We start from the raw sequence: 21,819 nt of genomic DNA on the forward strand, positions 1-21,819 counted from the left end.
GATCGTGAAGAGACCCAAGAAATTCAGTCTTATGTATTCGGTGGTGAGAAAACTATCGGTTTATGGAAGATTGATGGTCAGATTGGATATAGCCGTGCCAGTGAAGACACGCCAGGTCATATTGCCGGTGCCAAGTTTGTTGGTGATTTCGATAATGTGAGCTACAGCGGCACCTCAAAACCGAGATTAAATGCCGGATCAGATTATTACAACCCAGCCAGCTTTGAACTTGATGAAGTGGAATGGGAAGAACAAAAAACTACCGATACCGAAAAGAATATCAAAATTGATCTTGCCAGAGACTTTGATATTCAAGGTTACGCTTCGCAATTGAAATTTGGCGGTAAGTTATCACGCCGTGAAAAAGATAATGAAGTTGATGCCTGGGCTTTTGAAGACTTTGGTACCAACGATACCAGTCTTGCTGCCTATAGTGCTGGTAATGTGGATTACAGTCTAAACCGATATGGTCAAGGTATTAGTAGCTCGGCATTGGAGCGTCTTATCGGTCGGTTAGATAAAGCAGGCAATGTGGATACTGAAGAGTCACAAATTAATGACTTTGTGATGAATGAAGATATTAACGCTGCCTATGTCATGAATACCTTAGACCTCGATGACTGGACGATTATCGCCGGCCTTCGTTATGAGGGAACAGAGTTTAAAGCAAAAGGTACAGGTATCAGAGACGGTAACTTTGAAGCTATTTCCAGCAAAAACAGCTACCACAACTGGTTACCAGGATTACATTTACGTTATTACCTTGATGATAAAACTCAGGTTCGTGCCGCATGGACCAATAGTGTTGTCCGCCCAACATTTGAAGCCTTAGCCCCAGGATTTGCCATTGATGGTGATGAAGCAAGCTTTGGTAATCCGGATTTAGATCCGATGACATCAAAAAATCTGGACTTAGGTATCGAACATTACATGGGACGAGCGGGCGCGGTGTCGGCCTATGTGTTCTATAAAGATATCTCTGATTTTGTCTATAACACTGACCTCGGTGGTACAGGTATGTTTACAGCCTTTGATCAGGCAGAAACTTTTGCAAACGGTGAGTCAGCAAAAGTCTATGGTCTTGAGCTGGCCTATACACAAAAGCTGAGTTGGCTACCCGCCCCGTGGAATGGCTTGTTACTGGGGGCAAATGCCACATTCAGTCAATCCGATGCTGAAATTGAAGGTTTAGGACAAAAACGTGATATCGATTTACCAGGTCAATCCAACCAAGTCGCCAACCTGATGGTTGGTTGGGAAAACGACAAGCTCAGCATGCGTTTATCGGCTAACTACAAGTCTTCTTATCTATCAGAAGTCGCAGGTATTGATGATAAAGAACATGATCAATATGTCGACTCACAGCTCTTCCTCGACTTTAGCACCAGCTACTTTGTCACCAAAAATGCCCAGATTACTTTGGAAGCAAAAAATCTTACTGATGAAGAGTATTACGTCTATACCGGCAGCAGTGCTTACAACGCTCAATATGAAGAATATGGGCCAAGCATTAAACTTGGTTTCACATTAACTAACTTCTAAAACATATTGAAATATATAGATAAATAACATGAATAAATTACGATTAAAACCGACCTTATTAGCCTCGTGCCTGATGGCCTTTTTACCGCTATCAGCATTGGCTGATAAGACACTACACGCAGTTGATAATCAACATAACCGCCATATTGAATCAACACAGCTACTTAACAAAACAGTCATAAACGATGCTGACCGTCTTGTTGCTTATACACAAAAAGGCATTGCACTTGAATCTGTAGATGGCAAAACCATGAGCCTGCTTAAAGGTAACTTTGGTAGCGTTGACCATCGTCAGGTAAAGCAAGGCCTGTTATTGGCAAGCGTTGATCTGGATCGACAGCAGGCCATGGTGGCATTGTTTGATAACACTTCACAAGATTGGGTTGCTAGCACCTATCTCCCGCAACCTGATTTTAAAATTGAAAGTGTCTGTCTATATCAAGATGAGGCACAAAATGGGTTCTTGTTTCTGGTTGGTGAGCAGGGACAAGGAGAGCAATGGCTGGTGGCTGATGCCTCCTCTCCCATTGCTCTCCCTCAATTAATTCGCCACATAAGCACGCCACCAGAAAGTGAATACTGCCAGGTTGATGATGCCCTTTCACGTTTCTATATTAACGAAGAAAGCGTTGGCATATGGGCTTATGATGCTCATCCTGAGGCCGACCTCAGCCGCTATCCTGTTGCGCTTGTTGAGCCATTTGGCCAATTAAAAGACAGCGCTGCAGGTATGGCGATTGTGCCAGGTGGTTTATTAGTCCTTGATGCTGAATCATCTAGCTTATCAGTTTATGTAGAACATCAAGAACAATGGCAGCTTGAGACAACCTTTCCATTAAAGCAGTTGATCGAACCTGAAGCCATCAGTGCCAGAATGGATGGCGAAAAGTTAGATATTATTATCAAACACGATATGGGCACGGCTTCTTATACTCTGCCTTGGCCACATAAAAAGACGTCGTCACCAGAAGCGATACCACTTGTTACACCTTTAAAACAAACAGACCCTGTACCCAGTTTAGGTGATGCTGCCGATGATCCTGCTATCTGGGTTAATCAACGTGATCCTGAACAAAGTCTGATATTGGGTACAGATAAGCAAGGTGGTCTGGGCGTCTACGACCTAGATGGTAAAACACAGTCCTTTTTAGCGGTGGGTAGGCTCAACAATGTCGATGTTCGTCACGGCTTTCACTTCAACGGTAAACAAGTTGATTTAGCGGTTGCCAGCAACCGAGATAACAACTCACTTCATGTGTTTGCCATCGATCCCGGCAGCAGAAAAGTCAGCGAAATAGGTGAAGTGACTACCCGTGCACAGGATATTTATGGTCTGTGTATGTATAAAAATAAACAAGGTGATATCTACACCATTGTTAATGATAAAGATGGTCGTTTTTTTCAGTATCTGATGCAGGATAAACACGGCAATATCGCTGGTGAACTAGTACGTGAGTTTAAAGTGGCTACCCAACCTGAAGGCTGTGTAGCAGATGATAAACACGATCGACTATTTATTGGTGAAGAAAACAGAGCGGTCTGGACACTGGATGCCAGAGCTGATGAACCGACTGTGATGACACAGGTCATGCCCGTTGGGGAGCACCTCAAAGAAGATATTGAAGGCATCAGTTTGTATCAGACACAACAGCAGAACTTTTTAGTGATATCCAGTCAAGGTAATAACAGTTATGTGATTTTGGATGCCCTGCCTCCTTTTGACTACCGTGGTGTGTTTCGTATTGGTTTTAATACGGCTACAGGCATTGATGGCGTATCGGAAACAGATGGCCTTGATGTGACTAGCATCAACCTTGGCCAACCATGGCAACAAGGCATGTTGGTTGTGCAAGATGGTCGTAACCGTATGCCTCGGGCAAACCAGAACTTCAAATATGTGCCATGGTCAGCCATTGCTGATCAGTTTGGCCTGACAGACATCAATAAATAAGGAGTCAATCATGGAAACAGCAATGCATGAAATGACCATTTGGGGGCTGGTAAGTGATGCCAGTATGTTAGTCAAAATAGTCATGATAATTCTGGTATTGGCGTCGATGGTGAGCTGGTATCTGATTCTTTGGCGTTCACATGTTCTCAATCGTTTGGAGAAACAAAACAAACAGTTTCAGCAACTATTCAGACAAACAAGTGATATGGCCGCTTTGCCAGCAGCCAAAACGGATGTGACTCTGTATAAAGCGATTCCTGCCATTTTTCAAACTGGCTGGCAAGAGTATGAAAAATATCAACATATCGGCACCATGGCGCAAGATAAAAAAGTAGAAAATATTGAACGCGCCATGTTGGTCAATATCGGTGAGCAGGAAGCTGAGTTAGAAAAAGGGCTTTCTGTCTTAGCAACCATTGGTTCAGTCAGCCCCTATATTGGTTTATTTGGTACTGTATGGGGAATTATGAACTCGTTTATTGGGTTATCTCAGGTAGAACAAGCGACACTAAATACCGTAGCACCGGGCATTGCTGAAGCCCTTATTGCGACCGCTATCGGCTTGTTTGCAGCTATTCCAGCGGTTATTGCCTATAACCAGCTGAGTAAACGCGCTGGTGCTATCAGCACACTTTATTATCATTTCGGAAATGAGTTCATCACACGTTTACAGCGTGTGATGCACCGTGCGCCTTTAGCTAAGGCCGCGTGAGGTTATCATGCTAAGAAAACCAGTTGCTAAACATGCCTTAAAGGCAGAAATGAATGTGGTGCCTTATATCGACGTGATGCTTGTGTTATTGGTCATTTTTATGGTGACGGCTCCCCTTTTGGTACAGGGTGTCAAACTGGAGTTACCTAAAATCGCATCTGAAGCACTCCCCACGGACAGTCAAAAGACCATTTTGACCTTATCCGTCGTGTCTGATGGGAGTTACTATTGGAATGTCGGGCCTGAAGTCGATATTCAATCCCGTTCGGATCAGGCAGTCAGCTTAGATGACATGGTCGAGAAAATAGAACAAATCAAACAACAACACGAGGCGTTATTATTTTTTATCCGTGGTGATAAAAGCACAGACTATGCTTCCGTAGTAAAAGCCATCGCTGCGTTACAAAAAGTCGGCATTGCTGATGTGGGTCTGATTACGGAGTCACCAGATGCCTGAATTAGCAATGCGTCAACACAATTACTTAAGTGAACCATTTTCTGCGTCCAAACTCAACAAATCAGCTTTAGTGGAAGTGGCGGTGTTTCATTTAGCCATAGCTGCTTTATTGCTTCACTCATGGACGCCAGCAGTTCAAATGGAGCCAGCGGTAAAAACAGTCAATATTCAAATGTTTGAACTGCCGAAACAGAAAAAGGTTATTGAAGAAAAAGTGATTGAGAAGACGCCCCCGCCCATTGAGCCTGAGCCTGTTATTGAGCCAGAGCCCCCCGTAAAAAAAGCGGTGGTAGAAAATGATCTTGCATTCAAACGCGTTGAAAAACCGGTAGAGAAAGTCATGCCGAAAAAGCCAGTGCAAAAGAAGGTTGAGAAGGTCATAAAACCCGTTGAGAAAAAACCTGAGAAACCGGTGAGCAAACCGCTGACTCAAGAAAAGCCAATAAAGCCTCCGACGAACAAACCCGTGGTCGCCACCAATACAAGTACGAATTCATCTCAAAAAACACAAATAAGTACGAATAAGGTAGAAACTGACACATTTTCTGTAGAACACTATAAACCGATAGAAAAACAGGCACCCGATTATCCAAGAGGCGCTTTAAGAAAAGGGTTGGAAGGTGATTGCACGGTTCGTTATACCGTTAACACTCAAGGACAGGTTGAATCGCCTGAGGTGATGAATGATTGCCATCCCTTATTCAAACGGCCATCATTAGCCGCCGCTAAGACTTTTCGTTATTCGCCACGAATGGTCAATGGCAAAGCAGTAAAAGTGCCTGATGTCCGTAATACTTTTGAATACCGTATTCACTAATGGAAGATAAACGCATATGACACACCCAACATCATCTGATTTTCATCAACGTCTGGCGTCATACGATGATGAGGTTATTAATCACTCTGAAGAGAAAAACCTGAATTCCATCGCGATGTCACGACGTGATGTATTAAAAGGCAGTTTAAATGCGGCTGCTTTAGGTTTTCTAGGGCTGAATCTTTCCAGTCGTCTAGCCTTCGCTGGCGATCATGCTCTCCCCCCCGTGCCTTATATTGGTTTTCAAGCCATTCAGCCACGCACTGATCCTTTATTCGATCAGGTCGTGGTGGCAGAAGGTTATCAGGCCAAAGCTTTCTTCTCATGGGGCGATCCTGTTGAAACAGGCGCCACGAAATGGAAAGCCGATGCCAGCAATACCTGGCAGGAGCAACTAAAGCAGGCGGGTGACAATCACGATGGTATGCATTTCTTTGCCTTCCCTAACGATAATAACCGTGGCTTGATGGTCATCAACCATGAGTACATTAATCCAACACTTCACCAAAACGGACTGAGCTATAATGACCAAGGCAAACGTATGCTTGATGATGTCAAAAAAGAACAAGCTGCACATGGCGTCAGTGTTATCGAAGTCAAAAAAGATAGCCACGGTGAATGGCAACGTATCTACCCTTCTCTGTATAACCGTCGTATATCAGCATTAACGCCAATGAAGGTCAGCGGTCCTTTAGCGGGTCATGCCTTATTTAAAACGGCTTCAGATCCAAACGCGATGGAAATTATCGGCACGCTAAATAATTGTTCGAATGGTTTCACGCCTTGGGGTACTTATCTGGCATGTGAAGAAAACTGGCATAACTATTTTGTGAATCATGACAAAAAGGATTACCAGTCACGTGTTTCACATAAACGTTATGGCATCTCGACAGGTAAAGAAGATAACTATTATGGCTGGAGCACGATTGATGCCCGTTTCGATGCGACGCCAAATGATGCTTTACCCCATCAAGGCTATGTGAATGAACCTAATCGTTTTGGCTGGGTGGTTGAGATTGATCCCTTTGAGCCACAGAGTAAGCCCATAAAACGCACAGCATTTGGTCGCTTCTGCCGAGAATGTGTCGCGCCTTCCATGGCTGACAATGGTCAGCTGGCCTTTTATTCTGGCGATGATACCCGTGGTGAATATGTGTATAAATTTGTGCCCTCACAACGTTTTGATAAAGCAGATATGCACAAGAATCGCGACATACTGGATGAAGGTACACTCTATGTCGGTCGGTTTAATGATGACGGCACAGGCCGTTGGTTACCATTAATTCATGGCAATGAAGGATTAACCGCTGAAAATGGCTTCCCCAGTCAGGCCGAAGTGCTGGTTAATGCCCGTGCAGCAGCTGATATATTAGGTGCAACGTCAATGGACAGACCTGAGTGGGCCACAGTGAACCCACACAATCTGGATGTTTATATCTCCTTAACCAATAACTATAAACGAGGTAAAGCATTTGAGGTCAATGCGGCTAACCCTCGTCCCGATAACCGTCATGGCCAAATTATTAAAATCATGGAAGATCATGCTGATCCGGCAGCAACCACATTTAACTGGTCATTATTTGTATTGGCTGGTGAAAAACCGGGTTCTACAGACGCCAATGGCAATAAGGTTCCCGATCATTTAGTCGGCAATATTCAAGGGGATATTTTTTCATCGCCTGATGGCTTGGGTTTTGATCGTGATGGACGCTTATGGATTATGACGGACTACGATGATGACGATCCGGTGATGGCTAATATGGGCTGTAACCAAGTCTTATGTGCTAATCCACAAACACAAGAAATCAAACGCTTTTTGGTTGGTCCGAGAGGTTGTGAATTGACCGGGATTACCTGGAGCCCTGATTACAAAGCCATGTGGGTGAATATTCAGCATCCGGGCATAAGCTACCCTGCTTCTGATGGACAAACACGCCCACGCTCAACAACTGTGCTAATCACTAAAAATGATGGCGGTGTAATTGGTACATAGCAACTGAAGAAAAGATGCTTTTAGCATGATAGGTTTTGAATGGCCTATCATGCCTGTTCTCATTCTTAGCCGATCCTTTAGTGTTATTTCCCAATAACTGGGTGAAAAAAAGGTAATGGTCTTACTTCTCTTTTAACAATTGTTTTTTACAGGCTTGTAACTCAGCACGGTGTTCATTACTGACTTGCGGATATTCCATTTTTAATGATTCAAACGTATCAAGAATGATCTGCGAGGTAATTAATCGTGCATTTTTTTTATCGTCTGCCGGAATCACATACCAGGGCGCTTTCTCACTACTGGTCTCAGTTAAACATTTTTCATAAGCCATCATATACTCATCCCAATAGCCTCGTTCATTCATATCGGCTGAGGTGAACTTCCAATTTTTTTCTGGCTTGTCGATCCGTGCAATAAAACGCTTACGCTGTTCTTCTTTAGACAAGTGCAAGAAAAACTTAATTACCCGCGTGCCGTTTTGGAATAAATGATTTTCCAAATCATTAATGGAGTTGTAGCGCTGTTGCCATATCGCCTCATCTTTCAGCAATTTATCGGGCAGGTTTTGACTATGCAGGATCTCAGGATGGACGCGAACCACTAATACCTCTTCATAATAGGAACGGTTAAATATGCCGATACGGCCACGTTCAGGTAAACATTGATTAGTGCGCCATAAAAAATCATGTTGCAGCTCTGAATAGCTGGGATGCTTAAAGCTGAAAACCTGGCAGCCCTGGGGATTAATGCCTGACATAATATGACGAATGGTGCCATCTTTACCGGCTGAGTCCATCGCTTGAAAGATGATTAATACGGAATAACGGTTGGACGCATAAAGTCGCCGTTGTAATTCACTTAACTGCGTCACATGTGATTTTAATTGTTTTTTGTAGTCTTTTTTAGAGTCATAGATAGCATTAATGTCAGTAGGCCATTTTTTCAAGTTCACCTTATCTCCCGCATGAACTCGAAATGTGTCGCTCTCTATTTTCATTGTCGCTATCCCCCGATTAGAACCCTTGTTATTTGTTAGCCTCGGTATCGTAAAGCTTCCTGACTTTGAATGATATCAAACAACGCTGTATCAAAATTCTCTAATCTCGACTACTGATAACGTTTGTGTAAAACGTACCCCCTCTGATAATTAATGTGATCCAATAACATGACCATATCGTCCAGAACACCAACTTGTCTCATATCGCGATAGCGCTCTTCACCCTAACAATATATTCACCATCCAGGCTTAAGTTACCCGGCTTCTAATGGCAAAACATGCTCATGTGCCTCCACGGGTTCTGATTACTAAAAATGATGGCGTGATATAGGTACTTAACAAGACATAGATGGAACGTTCTGACTGAGGTTAAGTCACTATTGATATACGAGAAGAATCATCATAATCGTGTAGTAATACACATAAAGGCTGTAGAATCAGGCAAGTCTCATATTGTTTTTCCTCCTATAGTATTCTCACCTTTAAATCTTTTACTCACGGGAGTTTCATCTATGAAAACTGTTGGTTATGCCGCTCATTCTTCAGATACCCCTCTTGCTCCATTCCATTTTGAACGAAGAGAATTGCGTGATAATGATGTAGCAATGGAAATTCTTTATTGTGGCGTTTGTCACTCTGACTTGCACGTCGCCAGAAATGATTGGGGTGGCTCTTCTTATCCCGTTGTGCCCGGTCATGAAATAGTCGGTCGTGTTACTGCAATTGGTAAAAATGTCACTAAATATAATATCGGTGACAACGTGGCTGTCGGCTGTATGGTGGATAGTTGCCTGGAATGCGATGAATGTCATAATGATCATGAGCAGTATTGCCGTAATACGTTCACACTGACCTATGGCTCACCTGATCGCATTAGCAACGAAATGACGCAAGGTGGTTACGCCAAACACATCGTTGTACGAGAAGAGTTTGTATTACGACTGCCTGAAAATCTGGATTTGGCTAAAGCAGCGCCTCTATTATGTGCCGGAATTACCACCTATTCTCCTCTAAGAGAATGGAATGTCGGTCCAGGCAGTCGTGTTGGCGTAGTTGGCATGGGTGGACTGGGTCATATGGCCATTAAACTTGCCGTAGGTTTAGGGGCAGATGTGACGGTGATTAGTACGTCACCTAAAAAGGAAGTCGATGCCAGAGAACTAGGTGCGCATAACTTTCTGGTATCAAAAGATGAAGACGCCATGGCTGCCGCAGCTTCTGGTTTTGATGTCATTATTGATACTGTTCCCGTCAGCCATGATCTGAATCCATACATTCCTTTATTAGATAATGACGCGACACTGGTTATGGTCGGTCAGATTGGGCCAATTGAAGGACCCAATACAGCACCCATGGTTTTCGGCCGTCGTCGTATTGCCGGCTCATTAATTGGTGGTATAAAAGAAACACAGGAAATGCTGGATTTCTGTGGTCGAATGAATATTTTGCCAGAATGTGAAATGATCAAAATGGATGAAATTAATACAGCATTTGAACGTATGGAACGTTCTGATGTACGGTACCGTTTCGTCATCGATATGGCCTCATTAGAAGCGTAGCTAATCTGGGCAGCCAGTTTCTGGCTGCCCTTTCCATTTTCTGACAACTCATATGAATACAAAACCTTTGGCGCAGTTGCTTAGCCGCTATACCCCACACGATGGTCTGTTTGATTTGCCTATCCCAGGCGTTCGCATATTTCGGGTATCTGAAATTGACGAAGTCGCTGTCAGGGGTATTAGTCAGCCCGGTATCTGCATTATTGCCCAAGGCGCTAAACGCGCCATTATCGGGAGTGATGTATACGAGTACGATGATTCCAGTATGGCCGTTTATTCGACGGAGGTGCCGGTCTCAGCCAAGATTATTCAGGCCAGTGAAGAGGAACCCTACTTGTGTTTGATTATCGATATGGATCAGCAAAAGCTGGCCGAAACGGCACTAAAAGTGTTTCCCTACGGTTTACCTAAAACCGCACACACCAAACCGATTTTTATTGGTCAGGCTAATCCCCATATTATCGAAGCCGCTACACGTTTAATTGGTTTATCAGCACAAACGGAAGTATCCAGCTTGCTGGTACCGTTACTAATGGAAGAAATTTATATCCGTTTGTTACAAAGTCATATCGGCAAACTAGTTGTGCAGATTGCGACCACAGATTCTCATCTGCAAAAAGTCTCCGCTGCCATTTCCTGGTTGCAGGAAAACTTTACAGAACCGATGAAAGTGGACGAACTGGCTGAACGTGTCAATATGAGCATTTCATCGTTTCATCACCATTTTAAATCGATAACGTCAATGAGCCCGTTACAGTTTCAAAAAGAGTTACGTCTTTATGAAGCTAAACATCTGATGCTGTCGAAAATGATGGATGTGAGTACGGCGTGTATGCATGTAGGCTATTCCAGTGTGTCACAATTTAGCCGGGAATACAGTCGTTTTTTTGGCCAACCACCGAGTAAAGATATTCAGCTCCAATCAATGGTCGTCTAGAGCTTAAAGTGTTGTTAGCTTAGTTTCTGAATGAGTTTGTGGGTAAGCATAAAGGGTGGAAAGCACTCACAAGTGGACGACATAAATTTATAGTAAAAAATTGAATGTACTTTTGTGAGTGCTTTCCATCGCGAATGCCTGAGTGTAGTTAAAGTTTGCCAAAGTCACAATATGTGTTTGTTATTAATATGAATTAACACAGATAATCAGAGCCGGAAAATCAGGCTTGCTTTGATACTTCTGACGGACTAAATACGAGTAAACTTGTCTTGTTTTACCGCTATCAGGAATCCCATACCAACCAGCATGACTAACCCCGTTGCCCACAATGCTACGTGATAATTACCATAGTAACTGGCCAGATATCCGGCTGCTGCTGGTGCAATGATCTGTGCAGTACCATAACAAATAGTGAGTCGGGCCATAGCTTTAGCCGGATTCAATGGGAATTTATGACCAATAAAGGTCAGCATCAGACTCACAATTCCAGTGAATGTACCGCCAAATATGGCCGCTGCTATCAAGTTAGTGATCAGCGAATCAGACAATACCGGCATAATGACTGCGACCATCTGTAAGGCATAGGTCAGCAATAAAGTGTTTAACTCTCCAAACTTATTCGCCACTTTATCCCATAAGAAACAGGCTGGTGCTGCAGCAAGACCAAGAATCACCCATATCCAGTCACCCTTACCGCTCAGTTGTGGCATTTCTTCTAGTATCGCGACAATAAACGTGGCACTCACAACGTACCCCACTCCGGCACAGGCATAAGCCAGGATTAGCTTTATCATCCAGCTACGGGGAGGCTCTATAAGTGGCTGGCTCGTTTTATGTTGCGTCAGCTGTGGCTGAGGTATCCAGAACCAGGCAGGAATAAAAAAGAGTATGCCAAACAGCCCCATCACAATCCATTGGCTATCCCATGGCAAAAAATGATTCATTAACACCACGGCTGATCCAGGTATAGCAATGCCAAGTCCCAATCCCATAAAATGCAGCCCTAGTTCTGGCTTAAATTGATGGTGTTTAAGCCAACTGAGCACAAATCCCGATGACAATATGACCCCCGCCGTACCACTGATACCTGCAATAAATCGTAATATTACCCAGCCATACAATTCTGTTGTCATACCCATGGCTATAGTGGATAACACCGCAATCACTAAACACCACTGATAAAAACGAAACTTAAACACAAGGTTATTTGTAAACGAGACTAGAACCACACCCAACAAGTAACCAATATAGTTAAATGTCGCCAGCCAGCCACTATTCACCAGCGATAAGTCTGTCTGGTTCAGCATTAAAGGAAGAAACGGTGTATATGAAAATCGTGCTATGCCCACCGCTAGAATGACTGCACAGATACCCGCTGTAATGACTTTTATTCGTTGAAACTGTATGGCGCTGTCATGATGTGTCATGTTGAGTACTGTCAATCAAAATATGAAGTCGGCATCTTAGCACTAGCCATACATAAGTCACATGCTCATAGGTAAAATACATACGCTGGAAAGCAGCGCTTTCCAGCGTATGAAGATACGATCAGGTCGTCAGCGCTATGGTGCTATAAATACCGCTTTGTAACGATTACTGATAGCAGAACTTCCCACACTTGTAGCGATGAAATGGAATGCATGTAATCCTGATTCCGTTGTTTCAGAAGGTAATCTGACTAAGGCTGTTACAGGGACGATTTTACCTGGCTGTATCGTAATGCCCTGTTCTAAACCATCTACACTGGCTGATGGCAAACCCTCAATGTGATAGTTCACAACGAGTGGCTGATCTGTTTTATTTAGTAGCTTTAAGGTGTATTTATTTTGAATATCACCGTTACTCATTTGGATATATAACGGTCTTCTCTCATGCACCACATTAAACTCGGTGGGTTCAAAGTGGGTAAAGCCATAGCCCACACCCATAATTGAAAAAGCCATAATCAAACTGTAAACAATCACTCGCGGACGTTTCCATAGGCTAACTTCAGCTTTACCTTGATGTAGTTCTTTATGAGATGCGTAACGAATCAGGCCTCTGGGCTCATTGATTTTGTCCATAATGCTGTCACAAGCATCGATACATAAACCACAGGTGATACAGCCCTCTTGCTGACCTTTACGAATATCGATACCCGTCGGACACACTGCCACGCAGAGTTTACAGTCGATACATGAGCCTTTATTGGCATCTTGTGTACCTGAACGGGATAACTTACCCCTGGGTTCCCCACGTACTGCATCATAAGCAGGTAATACAGTTTCCTGGTCATACATCACACCCTGTAAACGCGCATAGGGACACAACCAAAAACACACTTGTTCACGCATAAACCCCGCGAACCAATATGTGAAAAAGGTAAAGATACCCATTGCCACCCAGACTGGTGTGGGCGCTTGAAGAGAGAAGATATCACCCCACAATTGATAGGCATCTGTAAACCAGGCTGAAAACGTAATACCTGTCAGTATGGCAATTGCTAACCAAACACCGTGCTTACCGACTTTTCTGAAGGCTTTAGATGCAGTCCAGGGCTCAGTGTTAAACTTACGCTGTTTTTGTGGTGTTTTGCCTTCAAACTGTCCTTCAATAAAAGTAAATATATCTGTCCAGACTGTTTGGAAACAAAAATAGCCACAAAAGACTCGTCCTGCAATGCTGGTTGCCGCCGCTAACAATATGGCAAAGAACAGCAGTGTTAGCGACAACACCCATATATCTTGTGGATATAGGGTCAAAGCAAATAAATGAAATTGCTGCTCAGGAATGTCCAGCAATACAGCTTGATGACCATCCCAACGTAGATAAGGCCCCAAAAAGTAAATCAACCACACAGACATGCCAAAGTTTTTTAAGGTGCGAAACCGTCCTTTCATGCGCCTGGCAACGACATTCTCACCTTCTCCTGTATGTACCTCCCAGTCGGATAAGGCATCATAAACTTCAACTTTAATAGGTATTTCTGATAGTTTGCTCATCACAGGATCTCCTCTGTGGCTAAATGCTGAAAACGAGGTGTTTTTTTATAGTTATACGATGGTTTTTGAACGAATTAAGCCTGGCCGGTACAAATCCGACAATAAGGTTAACCCTTGTTTTAATGACTCAAAATCACTACTGGCACCAAGCGAAATGCGTACGGCCTGACTATGGCTCCGAGACATGACAAATGCTGTTGAAGGCACAATAGAAACGCCAATTCGGCTCGCTTGTTCAGCAAAATCTAATGCTTTGTAGCCATGAGGCAACTTTAGCCACAGGTGTGGTGAAGCAGGATGTGACCATACATCGCTTTGCTGGAAAATTGACTTGGCTAATGATTGCCTTGTGATATTTTCAGCCTTAATCGCCTGGGTAATCTCATTGATTTTGTGGTGTGTTATCCAATACGAGACAACGGCAGTCATCAGTGGTGGTGCCATTAAATGACTGATTCGCATTTCTTCGGTGAGACCTAATGCATCATTAATATTCGGTGATGCAATATAAGCAACACGTAACGATGGGCTAAGGCATTTAGAGATCGTGGCAACATGCCAAGTGCGATGTCTGGCAAGGTTATATAGCGACGGCAATTTCTCATCGAGAAAATGATAGTAAGGATCGTCTTCGATAATGGTGACGTTGAACTGATCTGCTAACGCTGCTAAAGACTCTCTTCGCTTTACAGACAAGGTCGCCGTGGTGGGATTATCAATATTTGGAATAACATATAAAACATCGATTGATTGTTTTTCGCATTGCAGTTGAAACTGTTCTGGAATGATCCCCTGCTCATCCATGCTGATACCGATGACGTCCAGTTGCAACTGATCTGCCATCGCTCTCAATCCAGGATAAGAAAACTCAGGAGCGGCTATCGTTTTTGCTCCTTTGCGTTTGAGATAGCTTAATAAACAAAACAAAGCACTGTGAGCACCGCTTGAAATCAGAAGTTGATCGCTATTTAGCCCTGTTAGTTTCGGTGACAACCATTGCTGGCCGGCAAGCCGGTCATCCGGATGGCCAGCTGTTTCCTGGTAACACAGGTGGTGTGAGGCAGAAATACCTGACAGACTAAGTTCGCTGATGGCTTCGGCAATGCTCTTCTCGAGATTCAGCTCATTAGGTATAGGCGGGTTGTTCATGCTTAAATCCAGCGTTTTGCCTTCAATAAGCTGTGATGAGTTGTAATGAGAAAAAGTGGTTTGAGCAATAAAACAGCCATTGCCTCTTTGGGTTTCAACTAATCCCCTTCTGGCTGCTTCATTAATGGCTCTTGTTACCGTAGTGAGATCAACAGAAAGTGCGTCAGCCATTTGGCGTTGTGCTGGTAATCTGTCACCCGGTTTGAGAATACGGTTTTTGATGTCTGTTTCTATCGCATCAACAATACCGATGTATTTAACGCGAGCATTTGAATCTATTCTTGCTGACCAGGTGGACATAGCTTTCTCCATTGACGCTAACCGTACAATTTGGAGTAAATGCTATGCCTCACTTATTTTGTATGCAATAAAAACATACAAAACAAGTGTTTGTATGGATTATTATTTTTATATATACCTACAATCAGGACGTTTTAGACAAGAATAACAAGTCTATTTGCGCAAAATTGGGTCTGAACATTATTCCCACATGATATCAGCATTGGCTTTTGCAGCTGCGTCGAACAATTCAATTAATGGCAGAGCACGTTTTGATATAGACACTGGAGGATTGTCATCGTCCTCACTCTCAGTATTGTCTTCATCGCTTAATTTGGCATTGTTCACTGCTTGCTCTAGACGTTGTTTATAGTCATTAACGTCTTCTGCCTGGATAGCACCTGGAACAGTTCCACTATGTCCCATCAGTTTTAATAAATGAACAGCCACATCACCAAACAGGGTGATATCAGCATAAGTTTTTGTTTTAAATGTAACAATCATAAGGACTCCTGCTAGTAGAAATATGAACAAACATCATACGTTGAATCAGGTATCAAGACATTAACAAAGAAAGGTGTGAGTCGATGGATTCAGTTATTGGTAGATATAACGGATTTCATTAGCAGGAAGCGGCGCACAAAAATAGTAGCCCTGCACAGTCACCGCATAGTCGTTATCTCTGAAAAAGGCAAGTTGTTCTTCTGTTTCTACCCCTTCTACGACGACTTCCAGCTTTAATTGTTTAGCCATGGCAATGATGGCTGTCACTATGGCGGCATCGTTCTCATCATTGACCAAATCGTCAATAAAGGATTTATCTATTTTTAAAGCATGTATCGGAAATTTTTTGATGTAGCTTAGTGATGAGTACCCCGTCCCGAAGTCATCGATGAATATTTTTACACCAATATTTTTGAGTTTTTCTAATATGGCAAAACTTTCATTCAGATGATGCATCATCAGGTTTTCTGTGATTTCAACTTCAAGGTATTCAGCTGGGAGCTGATATCGATTCAAACTTGCTTCAATTAGCTCGAAAAGCTTGTTTGGTTTGCCAGTGTGTAGAAACTGCCTTGCGGAGAGGTTGACTGAAATATGCGCAGGAAAACCGGAATCCAGCCATTGTTTTGCTTGTTTACAAGCTTGGTCAATGACCCACTCGCCAATTGAAACAATGAGACCACTTTTTTCAGCGATAGGGATAAAAATGGAAGGTGAAATATCGCCATGCTCGGCATTATGCCAGCGCAGCAATGCTTCAAACCCCACTGTGTCGCCATTCACAATATCAATCTTGGGCTGATAATGTAACTGCAATTCATTGTCAGCAATCGCACGTCGAAGTCGGTTTTCCAGCTCAAAATGATTTTGTACTGAATTATTCATTTCATCACTGAAAAAATGATACTGGTTTTTACCCAATGCCTTTGCATGGCGTAAGGCATTATCCGCGTCGGACAAGGCTTGGTCGACGCTGTCTATCCCTTCGTTGAAGAAAGCGATGCCAATACTGATAGAAACAAAGACTTCATGCTCATCGATCACAAATGGCTGGTGAAAACTACTGATGATCTTTTCAGCAATATTAGCTGCATCAACAGGTTCGTTGATATAGGTCATCAATACGACAAATTCATCACCAGCAAAACGTGTCAAAGTATCGTTTTTACTGAGACTCTCAGGAAGTCGTTTCGCCACCTCAGCGAGAAGTGCATCACCCACCATATGACCGAGTGAATCATTAACGCGTTTAAAATCATCGAGATCGATAAACAGTAATGCTTGTGACACCTTTTTTTGAGCTGCAAGCTTAACTGCCTGCTGGAGTCTATCTGTGAGTAATGCACGGTTAGGTAAGCCGGTTAAGGCATCAAAATGGGCTAAATAATCCAAGTCATGTCTGACTTTTTCTACCTGTTTCAGTTTTTGGGCGTTATCCAACGCAAGCGACAGAGTGTGAGCAAAACTTAAAGCAAACAGTTCATCATTTTTATCAAATTGCTGACCTGACAATTTTTCGCTTAGCAGAATATATCCAAAAGTATGTGCATCACGTCGTATGGACACCATTAATACCGAAGATAGGCTATGAGATCCTTCTTTACATTCAAGGCATAAATCATTCAGTAACTGAGGTGTTTCTGGGAGTGTGTTTTTGTGTAACGTTAAACAGTGATGAAGTATCGACAATTGTTCATCTGTGAAACCAATACCGACTGAATCCGTGATGGAATAATGCTTATCAATCAGCTGTACGGATGCGGAATGGCATTGCACTAACTTAGCTAGCGCGTTGATGCCTTGATATTTTACTTCTGGCTCTGCCGAAATTGTTGCAAGGCAAGCTAATAAGTCTCGAGAACGATCATGCAGCTCTTCCAATCGTTTAGACCAGGAAAGGAGTTGTTGATGTTCTTGCTCAATTTGTTCAAGTGACGTATGAGACTGTGTGAGAAGATGTTGTTTACGACTGGCGATACGTTCAAAAATCGCTGTGCGTGTGATAACCCCGGCAAAGCGTTCCTGATCGAGTACGGGCAATAATTCCTGCCCATTGATATCCAGCATAGCCAGACTTTGTTCTATAGGTGTTTCGGGGGTAACAAAAATAGGCGAGCTGGATTTACAGAGATCGGCAAATATCCAGTTAGGGTGTTTAGAGACTTCTTGTAATGTGACTAAACCACAAAATTTACCGTCTTTGGGATTGTCATTAAAAACAGCAAAAATGGTGTTTTTATCAATTTTTCGGGGTCGTTCTTCATCCAGAACAAACTGAACCAAATCAGTCTGAACACAATCCCTGACAAATAACGTATTCATTTTACTCTTGATAGGTGCACATCAATATCAAGCTCCATATGGAGAACCTCGTCTGAACCTAATAGCGATTTCGTATGGATTAACACAAAATCCATCAGCTGCTCCTTACTGATTCTTCTTAACAATGACTGACGAATGAGAATATCGCCTATCACTTCATCATCTACTTAAATGTGTTCGTAGGGCGTTTTTACCAGAAGATCTAACGCCATTTTCATGGCAATACAGCCAATCGGTGCATCCTTCCCCATCACCAGCATCTCTCTCAGTGGGGGCATTTTATATTCACTAATTCTGGCCGAGATATATGAACCTGACTCTGAACCTAATGGCATCCTTTTCCTCATTTTTATTAGTATCGTTATTAACAAAAGCAATAATGACGATCGACTGCTAAATCGAGCTCAACTATTAAAAAAAGATTTTTTATTAATTGCAAATAATAGTAAAAACCTAAATATCCATAGCATGTCGTACTTCTAAAATGAGAATAACAAAACACATTTAAATGATTGATATGGATTATGAATACTGTATTCACATGACACTAGATCCATACAATTTGATAGCGCAATATAAAATGTGTTCAGTATTATTCAGACATCAGCATTGCTTTGCATCGCGCTTAGCAATCCTGAGTTTTCAGAAGAGTCTACCGTATGAATAGGCTCGCTTTATTAGGAATTACTCCTGAAAATTGAAAATTCTAAATTGATTGTCATAAAACAATAATTGCTCACATCAGATAGTTGAAATCGACTTGAAACAACTTCTCCACAGCCATAATGTCACGTTGATTGGAGATAAAAATAATCAGATGGTCGTCAGGCTCAATCACAAGTGATTTATCTGAAAATAAAACGTGCTCATTTCTTAAAATCGCCGCAACCGAGGCGCTTGCTGGCAATTTTATTTGCTCAATATGACGGCCAACCACTTTCGATGTCGTCAAGTCACCATGTGCTATCACCTCGATGGCTTCAGCCGCCCCGTGTCGAAGTGAATGCACGGTCACGACATCCCCTTTACGAATGTGCGTTAACAAACTGCCTATCGTGATCTGAGCCGGCGAAATAGCTAAATCAATGCTGGTGCCTCTGACCAGTTCCACATGGCTGGCTTTACCAATTATCGAGATGACTTTTCTTGCGCCCATTCGCTTGGCAAGCATAGAAGAAAGAATATTCACTTCATCATCATTCGTCACAGCACAGAACACATCTGTTTTGCTGATATTCTCTTCCTGCAATAGGTTAGCGTCACCCGCATCGCCATACAGAACAACGGACTTCTTCAAGCCCTCGGCAATAAAGCGAGCACGTTTTGGGTCCATTTCAATAATTTTGACCTTATGGTTGGTCTCTATCCGTTTGGCCAGTTGACGCCCTATATTACCGCCGCCGGCAATGAGTATGCGTTCATACGTTTTATAGGCATGACGAAATACTTTGACCAGTTTCGAAATATGCTGAGTGAGTGCTAAAAAGAAAATTTCATCACCGGGTTGCAAAGCCTCTCTGCCTGTTGCTTGAATGGCTTGATTATCTCTGAATATCGCCGCGACACGCATTTTGATATCGGGAAGGATGTCGAGTAATTTACTGATAGGCTTGCCAGCCATGGGGCTTTGTTCACTGACTTCCACCGCCACAAGTTGGGCCATACCATCAAAAAATTCAACAACCTGTAACACTTCAGGCTGTTCAATTAGTCGTTGTATGTAAGCCGTAACCAGTTGTTCTGGACTTATAATGACATCGGTTGCAAAGGCGTCAGGTGAGAATAAGGCGGGATACTCAACATAATCCGAAGCTCTTATTCTTGCCAGCTTTTTAGGTGTTTTGAATAAGGCATTGGCGACCTGACACGCGACCATATTGACTTCATCATTTTGTGTCACCGCAATCAGCATATCGGCATCCTCAATACCCGCCGCGATCAACGTCTCAGGCGAGGATGCATGACCATTCACAGCACGAATATCTAATCGATCCTGAATGCGTTCCAGTAAGTAACTGTCTGTGTCGACGACGGTGACATCATTTCCCTCGTTGACCAAACTCTCAGCAGTCGAACCACCTACCTGACCTGCCCCTAAAATGATAATTTTCATCGGATTTCCTCAACAGCTATCAATGACGCCAATAAGCGGGAATCAACAATATTAATAGTGTGAATATTTCTAATCTTCCGGCTAACATGCCAAACACACTTAACCATTTCACTACATCATTCACGCTGACAAAATTAACCGCCACCTCACCTAGACCTGGCCCCAGTAGATTAATGGTAGCGACCACAGCACCAAATGCACTTTCAAGATCTAAACCGGCTGCCATCATCGCTACTGTCAGAAATAATGAGACAACCACATAAAGCACATAGAAACCCCAGACTGAATACAATACCTCTTCTGAGACTGCCCTCTCACCTTGTTTAACCACAACCACAGCTCGGGGATGTGCTAAATGAAATAATTGTCGTAAGCCCAACTTGGCAAGCAGCATAACTCGCATGACTTTGACACCCCCTGCTGTTGAACCTGCACAACCACCAGTGAATGACAAAATCACCATGATAAGAGGGATATGCAATGGCCAACTGGCAAAAGTAGCCGTCCCAAAACCGGTACTGGTCAGCACGGAAGCAACCTGAAATGCCGCATAGCGTAGTGATTCTAATACCGTGCCATAAGCATGAGAAAGATAAAGGCTGAAAGCAACAAACAGACTAGCCAATAAAAACACTAAACCATAGGTTCTGACTTCAGCATCTTTTACATAGGGTGAAAGCATTTTATTTCTAAAAACAATAAAGTGGACAGCAAAGTTAATGCCGCCTGCCAACATAAATATAATGGCGATTAATTCGATTAACGGGCTGTTATAAAAGCCCAGACTGTCGTCATGTGTCGAAAAGCCACCTGTCGCCACTGTCGTAAAAGCATGACCCACGGCATCGAATAAAGTCATACCGGCAAAATAATAAGCAACACCACATAAGGCCGTCAGGATAAGGTAGATAATCCATAAGGAGCGCGCTGTTTCAGCAATTCTCGGAGTCAGCTTTTCATCTTTAGCGACACCCGATGTTTCTGCCCGGTAGAGCTGCATGCCCCCCACACCCAATAATGGCATGATGGCAACTGCTAAAACGATGATCCCCATCCCACCCAGCCACTGAATTTGTTGTCTGTGATACAAAATAGATGGGGGGTAATGATCCAGGCCGGTAATCACTGTAGCGCCTGTTGTGGTAAAACCAGAGATGGACTCAAACACGGCATCCGTCACATCCAGATGTAATCCAAAAAGAAAAGGCAATGCGCCAACCAGCCCCAGTAGAATCCAAAATAAGGTCACCACCAGGAAACCATCTCTCACCGATAGCTCTTGTCGTTCCTGAGCGTTTGCTCCCCACAGAACTGCACCGATTGCAATCACGGATAGCATGGAAAGTAAAAAGACATTCAGTTCGCCATCCTGATAAAAAAGCGAAACAAGAATGGAAGGCACAAAGTTCAAACTGTAAAACATCAACAATATGCCAAATAACCTCAGTATCGCTCGCCAATGCATGTCTCGATTATCTTTATTGTTGTGAGGGTGTCACAGACGAA

The 21,819-nt window shown here is 43.0% G+C and carries 17 protein-coding genes; 8 read left to right on the forward strand and 9 right to left on the reverse strand.

Annotated elements, in window-relative coordinates; all coding sequences use genetic code 11:
• From B3V56_RS11230 to B3V56_RS11255, 6 genes are all read left to right on the forward strand, one after another.
• Nucleotides 1-1,542: TonB-dependent receptor (locus B3V56_RS11230; RefSeq protein ID WP_289284297.1), on the forward strand; the 1,542-nt coding region annotated here is incomplete at its 5' end.
• 28 nt (nt 1,543-1,570) lie between these two features.
• Nucleotides 1,571-3,493, forward strand: coding sequence for a phytase (locus B3V56_RS11235; RefSeq protein WP_289284298.1), 1,923 nt, complete (start codon nt 1,571-1,573; stop codon nt 3,491-3,493).
• A gap of 10 nt (nt 3,494-3,503) precedes the next feature.
• Nucleotides 3,504-4,205 (forward strand): protein TolQ, encoded by a 702-nt coding sequence (tolQ, locus tag B3V56_RS11240; RefSeq protein ID WP_289284299.1) that lies wholly within the window; start codon nt 3,504-3,506, stop codon nt 4,203-4,205.
• Nucleotides 4,206-4,212: 7 nt separating this feature from the next.
• Complete coding sequence (gene tolR / locus B3V56_RS11245) at nt 4,213-4,662, forward strand: protein TolR (RefSeq protein WP_289244265.1); 450 nt, start codon at nt 4,213-4,215, stop codon at nt 4,660-4,662.
• The gene (locus tag B3V56_RS11250) at nt 4,655-5,479 is read left to right on the forward strand and encodes an energy transducer TonB (RefSeq protein WP_289284300.1); all 825 of its coding nucleotides are present in this window, start codon (nt 4,655-4,657) and stop codon (nt 5,477-5,479) included. The genes tolR and B3V56_RS11250 overlap by 8 nt, the downstream gene beginning before the upstream one ends.
• 16 nt (nt 5,480-5,495) lie before the next feature.
• The gene (locus B3V56_RS11255) at nt 5,496-7,472 is read left to right on the forward strand and encodes a PhoX family protein (RefSeq protein ID WP_289284301.1); all 1,977 of its coding nucleotides are present in this window, start codon (nt 5,496-5,498) and stop codon (nt 7,470-7,472) included.
• 121 nt (nt 7,473-7,593) lie between these two features.
• Here B3V56_RS11255 and B3V56_RS11260 read toward each other — a convergent pair whose 3' ends face one another.
• Nucleotides 7,594-8,469, reverse strand: coding sequence for an ADP-polyphosphate phosphotransferase (locus tag B3V56_RS11260; RefSeq protein ID WP_289284302.1), 876 nt, complete (start codon nt 8,467-8,469; stop codon nt 7,594-7,596).
• A 512-nt stretch (nt 8,470-8,981) separates the two neighbouring features.
• On the opposite strand from B3V56_RS11260, the gene B3V56_RS11265 reads away from it, so the two are divergent.
• Both B3V56_RS11265 and B3V56_RS11270 read left to right on the forward strand, forming a co-directional pair.
• Complete coding sequence (locus tag B3V56_RS11265) at nt 8,982-10,028, forward strand: NAD(P)-dependent alcohol dehydrogenase (RefSeq protein ID WP_289282226.1); 1,047 nt, start codon at nt 8,982-8,984, stop codon at nt 10,026-10,028.
• Between the two features lie 52 nt (nt 10,029-10,080).
• Nucleotides 10,081-10,965 carry an AraC family transcriptional regulator gene (locus tag B3V56_RS11270; protein WP_289282227.1) on the forward strand — a complete coding sequence of 295 codons (885 nt, stop codon included), beginning with the start codon at nt 10,081-10,083 and terminating at the stop codon, nt 10,963-10,965.
• 248 nt (nt 10,966-11,213) lie between these two features.
• Here B3V56_RS11270 and B3V56_RS11275 read toward each other — a convergent pair whose 3' ends face one another.
• The 8 genes from B3V56_RS11275 to B3V56_RS11310 form a co-directional block, all read right to left on the reverse strand.
• On the reverse strand, nt 11,214-12,392 hold the full coding sequence (locus B3V56_RS11275; RefSeq protein ID WP_289284303.1) for a YbfB/YjiJ family MFS transporter: 1,179 nt from the start codon (nt 12,390-12,392) through the stop codon (nt 11,214-11,216).
• A 135-nt stretch (nt 12,393-12,527) separates the two neighbouring features.
• A complete protein-coding gene (gene ccoG, locus B3V56_RS11280; RefSeq protein ID WP_289283466.1) occupies nt 12,528-13,946 on the reverse strand; it encodes a cytochrome c oxidase accessory protein CcoG in 1,419 nt (472 codons plus the stop codon).
• Nucleotides 13,947-13,997: 51 nt separating this feature from the next.
• Nucleotides 13,998-15,395 (reverse strand): PLP-dependent aminotransferase family protein, encoded by a 1,398-nt coding sequence (locus tag B3V56_RS11285; RefSeq protein ID WP_289284304.1) that lies wholly within the window; start codon nt 15,393-15,395, stop codon nt 13,998-14,000.
• 180 nt (nt 15,396-15,575) lie between these two features.
• On the reverse strand, nt 15,576-15,878 hold the full coding sequence (locus tag B3V56_RS11290) for a DUF1840 domain-containing protein (protein ID WP_289283468.1): 303 nt from the start codon (nt 15,876-15,878) through the stop codon (nt 15,576-15,578).
• 93 nt (nt 15,879-15,971) lie between these two features.
• Entirely contained in the window at nt 15,972-18,200 is a 2,229-nt protein-coding gene (locus B3V56_RS11295; protein ID WP_289284305.1) for an EAL domain-containing protein, read from the reverse strand.
• 167 nt (nt 18,201-18,367) lie between these two features.
• Nucleotides 18,368-18,535, reverse strand: coding sequence for a hypothetical protein (locus B3V56_RS11300; RefSeq protein WP_289284306.1), 168 nt, complete (start codon nt 18,533-18,535; stop codon nt 18,368-18,370).
• A gap of 401 nt (nt 18,536-18,936) precedes the next feature.
• Nucleotides 18,937-20,313, reverse strand: coding sequence for a Trk system potassium transporter TrkA (gene trkA / locus B3V56_RS11305; RefSeq protein WP_289283472.1), 1,377 nt, complete (start codon nt 20,311-20,313; stop codon nt 18,937-18,939).
• Nucleotides 20,314-20,332: 19 nt separating this feature from the next.
• The gene (locus B3V56_RS11310; RefSeq protein WP_339608456.1) at nt 20,333-21,736 is read right to left on the reverse strand and encodes a TrkH family potassium uptake protein; all 1,404 of its coding nucleotides are present in this window, start codon (nt 21,734-21,736) and stop codon (nt 20,333-20,335) included.
• Between the last annotated feature and the right edge of the window lie 83 nt (nt 21,737-21,819).

The organism is Methylophaga sp. UBA2513, from assembly GCF_002341285.1.
Lineage (GTDB): Bacteria > Pseudomonadota > Gammaproteobacteria > Nitrosococcales > Methylophagaceae > Methylophaga > Methylophaga marina.

Coding starts and splice junctions, on each gene's coding strand:
- B3V56_RS11235 (WP_289284298.1), top strand. CDS start 1,571: ATGAATAAATTACGATTAAAACCGACCTTATTAGCCTCGTGCCTGATG.
- tolQ (WP_289284299.1), top strand. CDS start 3,504: ATGGAAACAGCAATGCATGAAATGACCATTTGGGGGCTGGTAAGTGAT.
- tolR (WP_289244265.1), top strand. CDS start 4,213: ATGCTAAGAAAACCAGTTGCTAAACATGCCTTAAAGGCAGAAATGAAT.
- B3V56_RS11250 (WP_289284300.1), top strand. CDS start 4,655: ATGCCTGAATTAGCAATGCGTCAACACAATTACTTAAGTGAACCATTT.
- B3V56_RS11255 (WP_289284301.1), top strand. CDS start 5,496: ATGACACACCCAACATCATCTGATTTTCATCAACGTCTGGCGTCATAC.
- B3V56_RS11260 (WP_289284302.1), bottom strand. CDS start 8,469: ATGAAAATAGAGAGCGACACATTTCGAGTTCATGCGGGAGATAAGGTG.
- B3V56_RS11265 (WP_289282226.1), top strand. CDS start 8,982: ATGAAAACTGTTGGTTATGCCGCTCATTCTTCAGATACCCCTCTTGCT.
- B3V56_RS11270 (WP_289282227.1), top strand. CDS start 10,081: ATGAATACAAAACCTTTGGCGCAGTTGCTTAGCCGCTATACCCCACAC.
- B3V56_RS11275 (WP_289284303.1), bottom strand. CDS start 12,392: ATGACACATCATGACAGCGCCATACAGTTTCAACGAATAAAAGTCATT.
- ccoG (WP_289283466.1), bottom strand. CDS start 13,946: ATGAGCAAACTATCAGAAATACCTATTAAAGTTGAAGTTTATGATGCC.
- B3V56_RS11285 (WP_289284304.1), bottom strand. CDS start 15,395: ATGTCCACCTGGTCAGCAAGAATAGATTCAAATGCTCGCGTTAAATAC.
- B3V56_RS11290 (WP_289283468.1), bottom strand. CDS start 15,878: ATGATTGTTACATTTAAAACAAAAACTTATGCTGATATCACCCTGTTT.
- B3V56_RS11295 (WP_289284305.1), bottom strand. CDS start 18,200: ATGAATACGTTATTTGTCAGGGATTGTGTTCAGACTGATTTGGTTCAG.
- B3V56_RS11300 (WP_289284306.1), bottom strand. CDS start 18,535: ATGCCATTAGGTTCAGAGTCAGGTTCATATATCTCGGCCAGAATTAGT.
- trkA (WP_289283472.1), bottom strand. CDS start 20,313: ATGAAAATTATCATTTTAGGGGCAGGTCAGGTAGGTGGTTCGACTGCT.
- B3V56_RS11310 (WP_339608456.1), bottom strand. CDS start 21,736: ATGTTTTACAGTTTGAACTTTGTGCCTTCCATTCTTGTTTCGCTTTTT.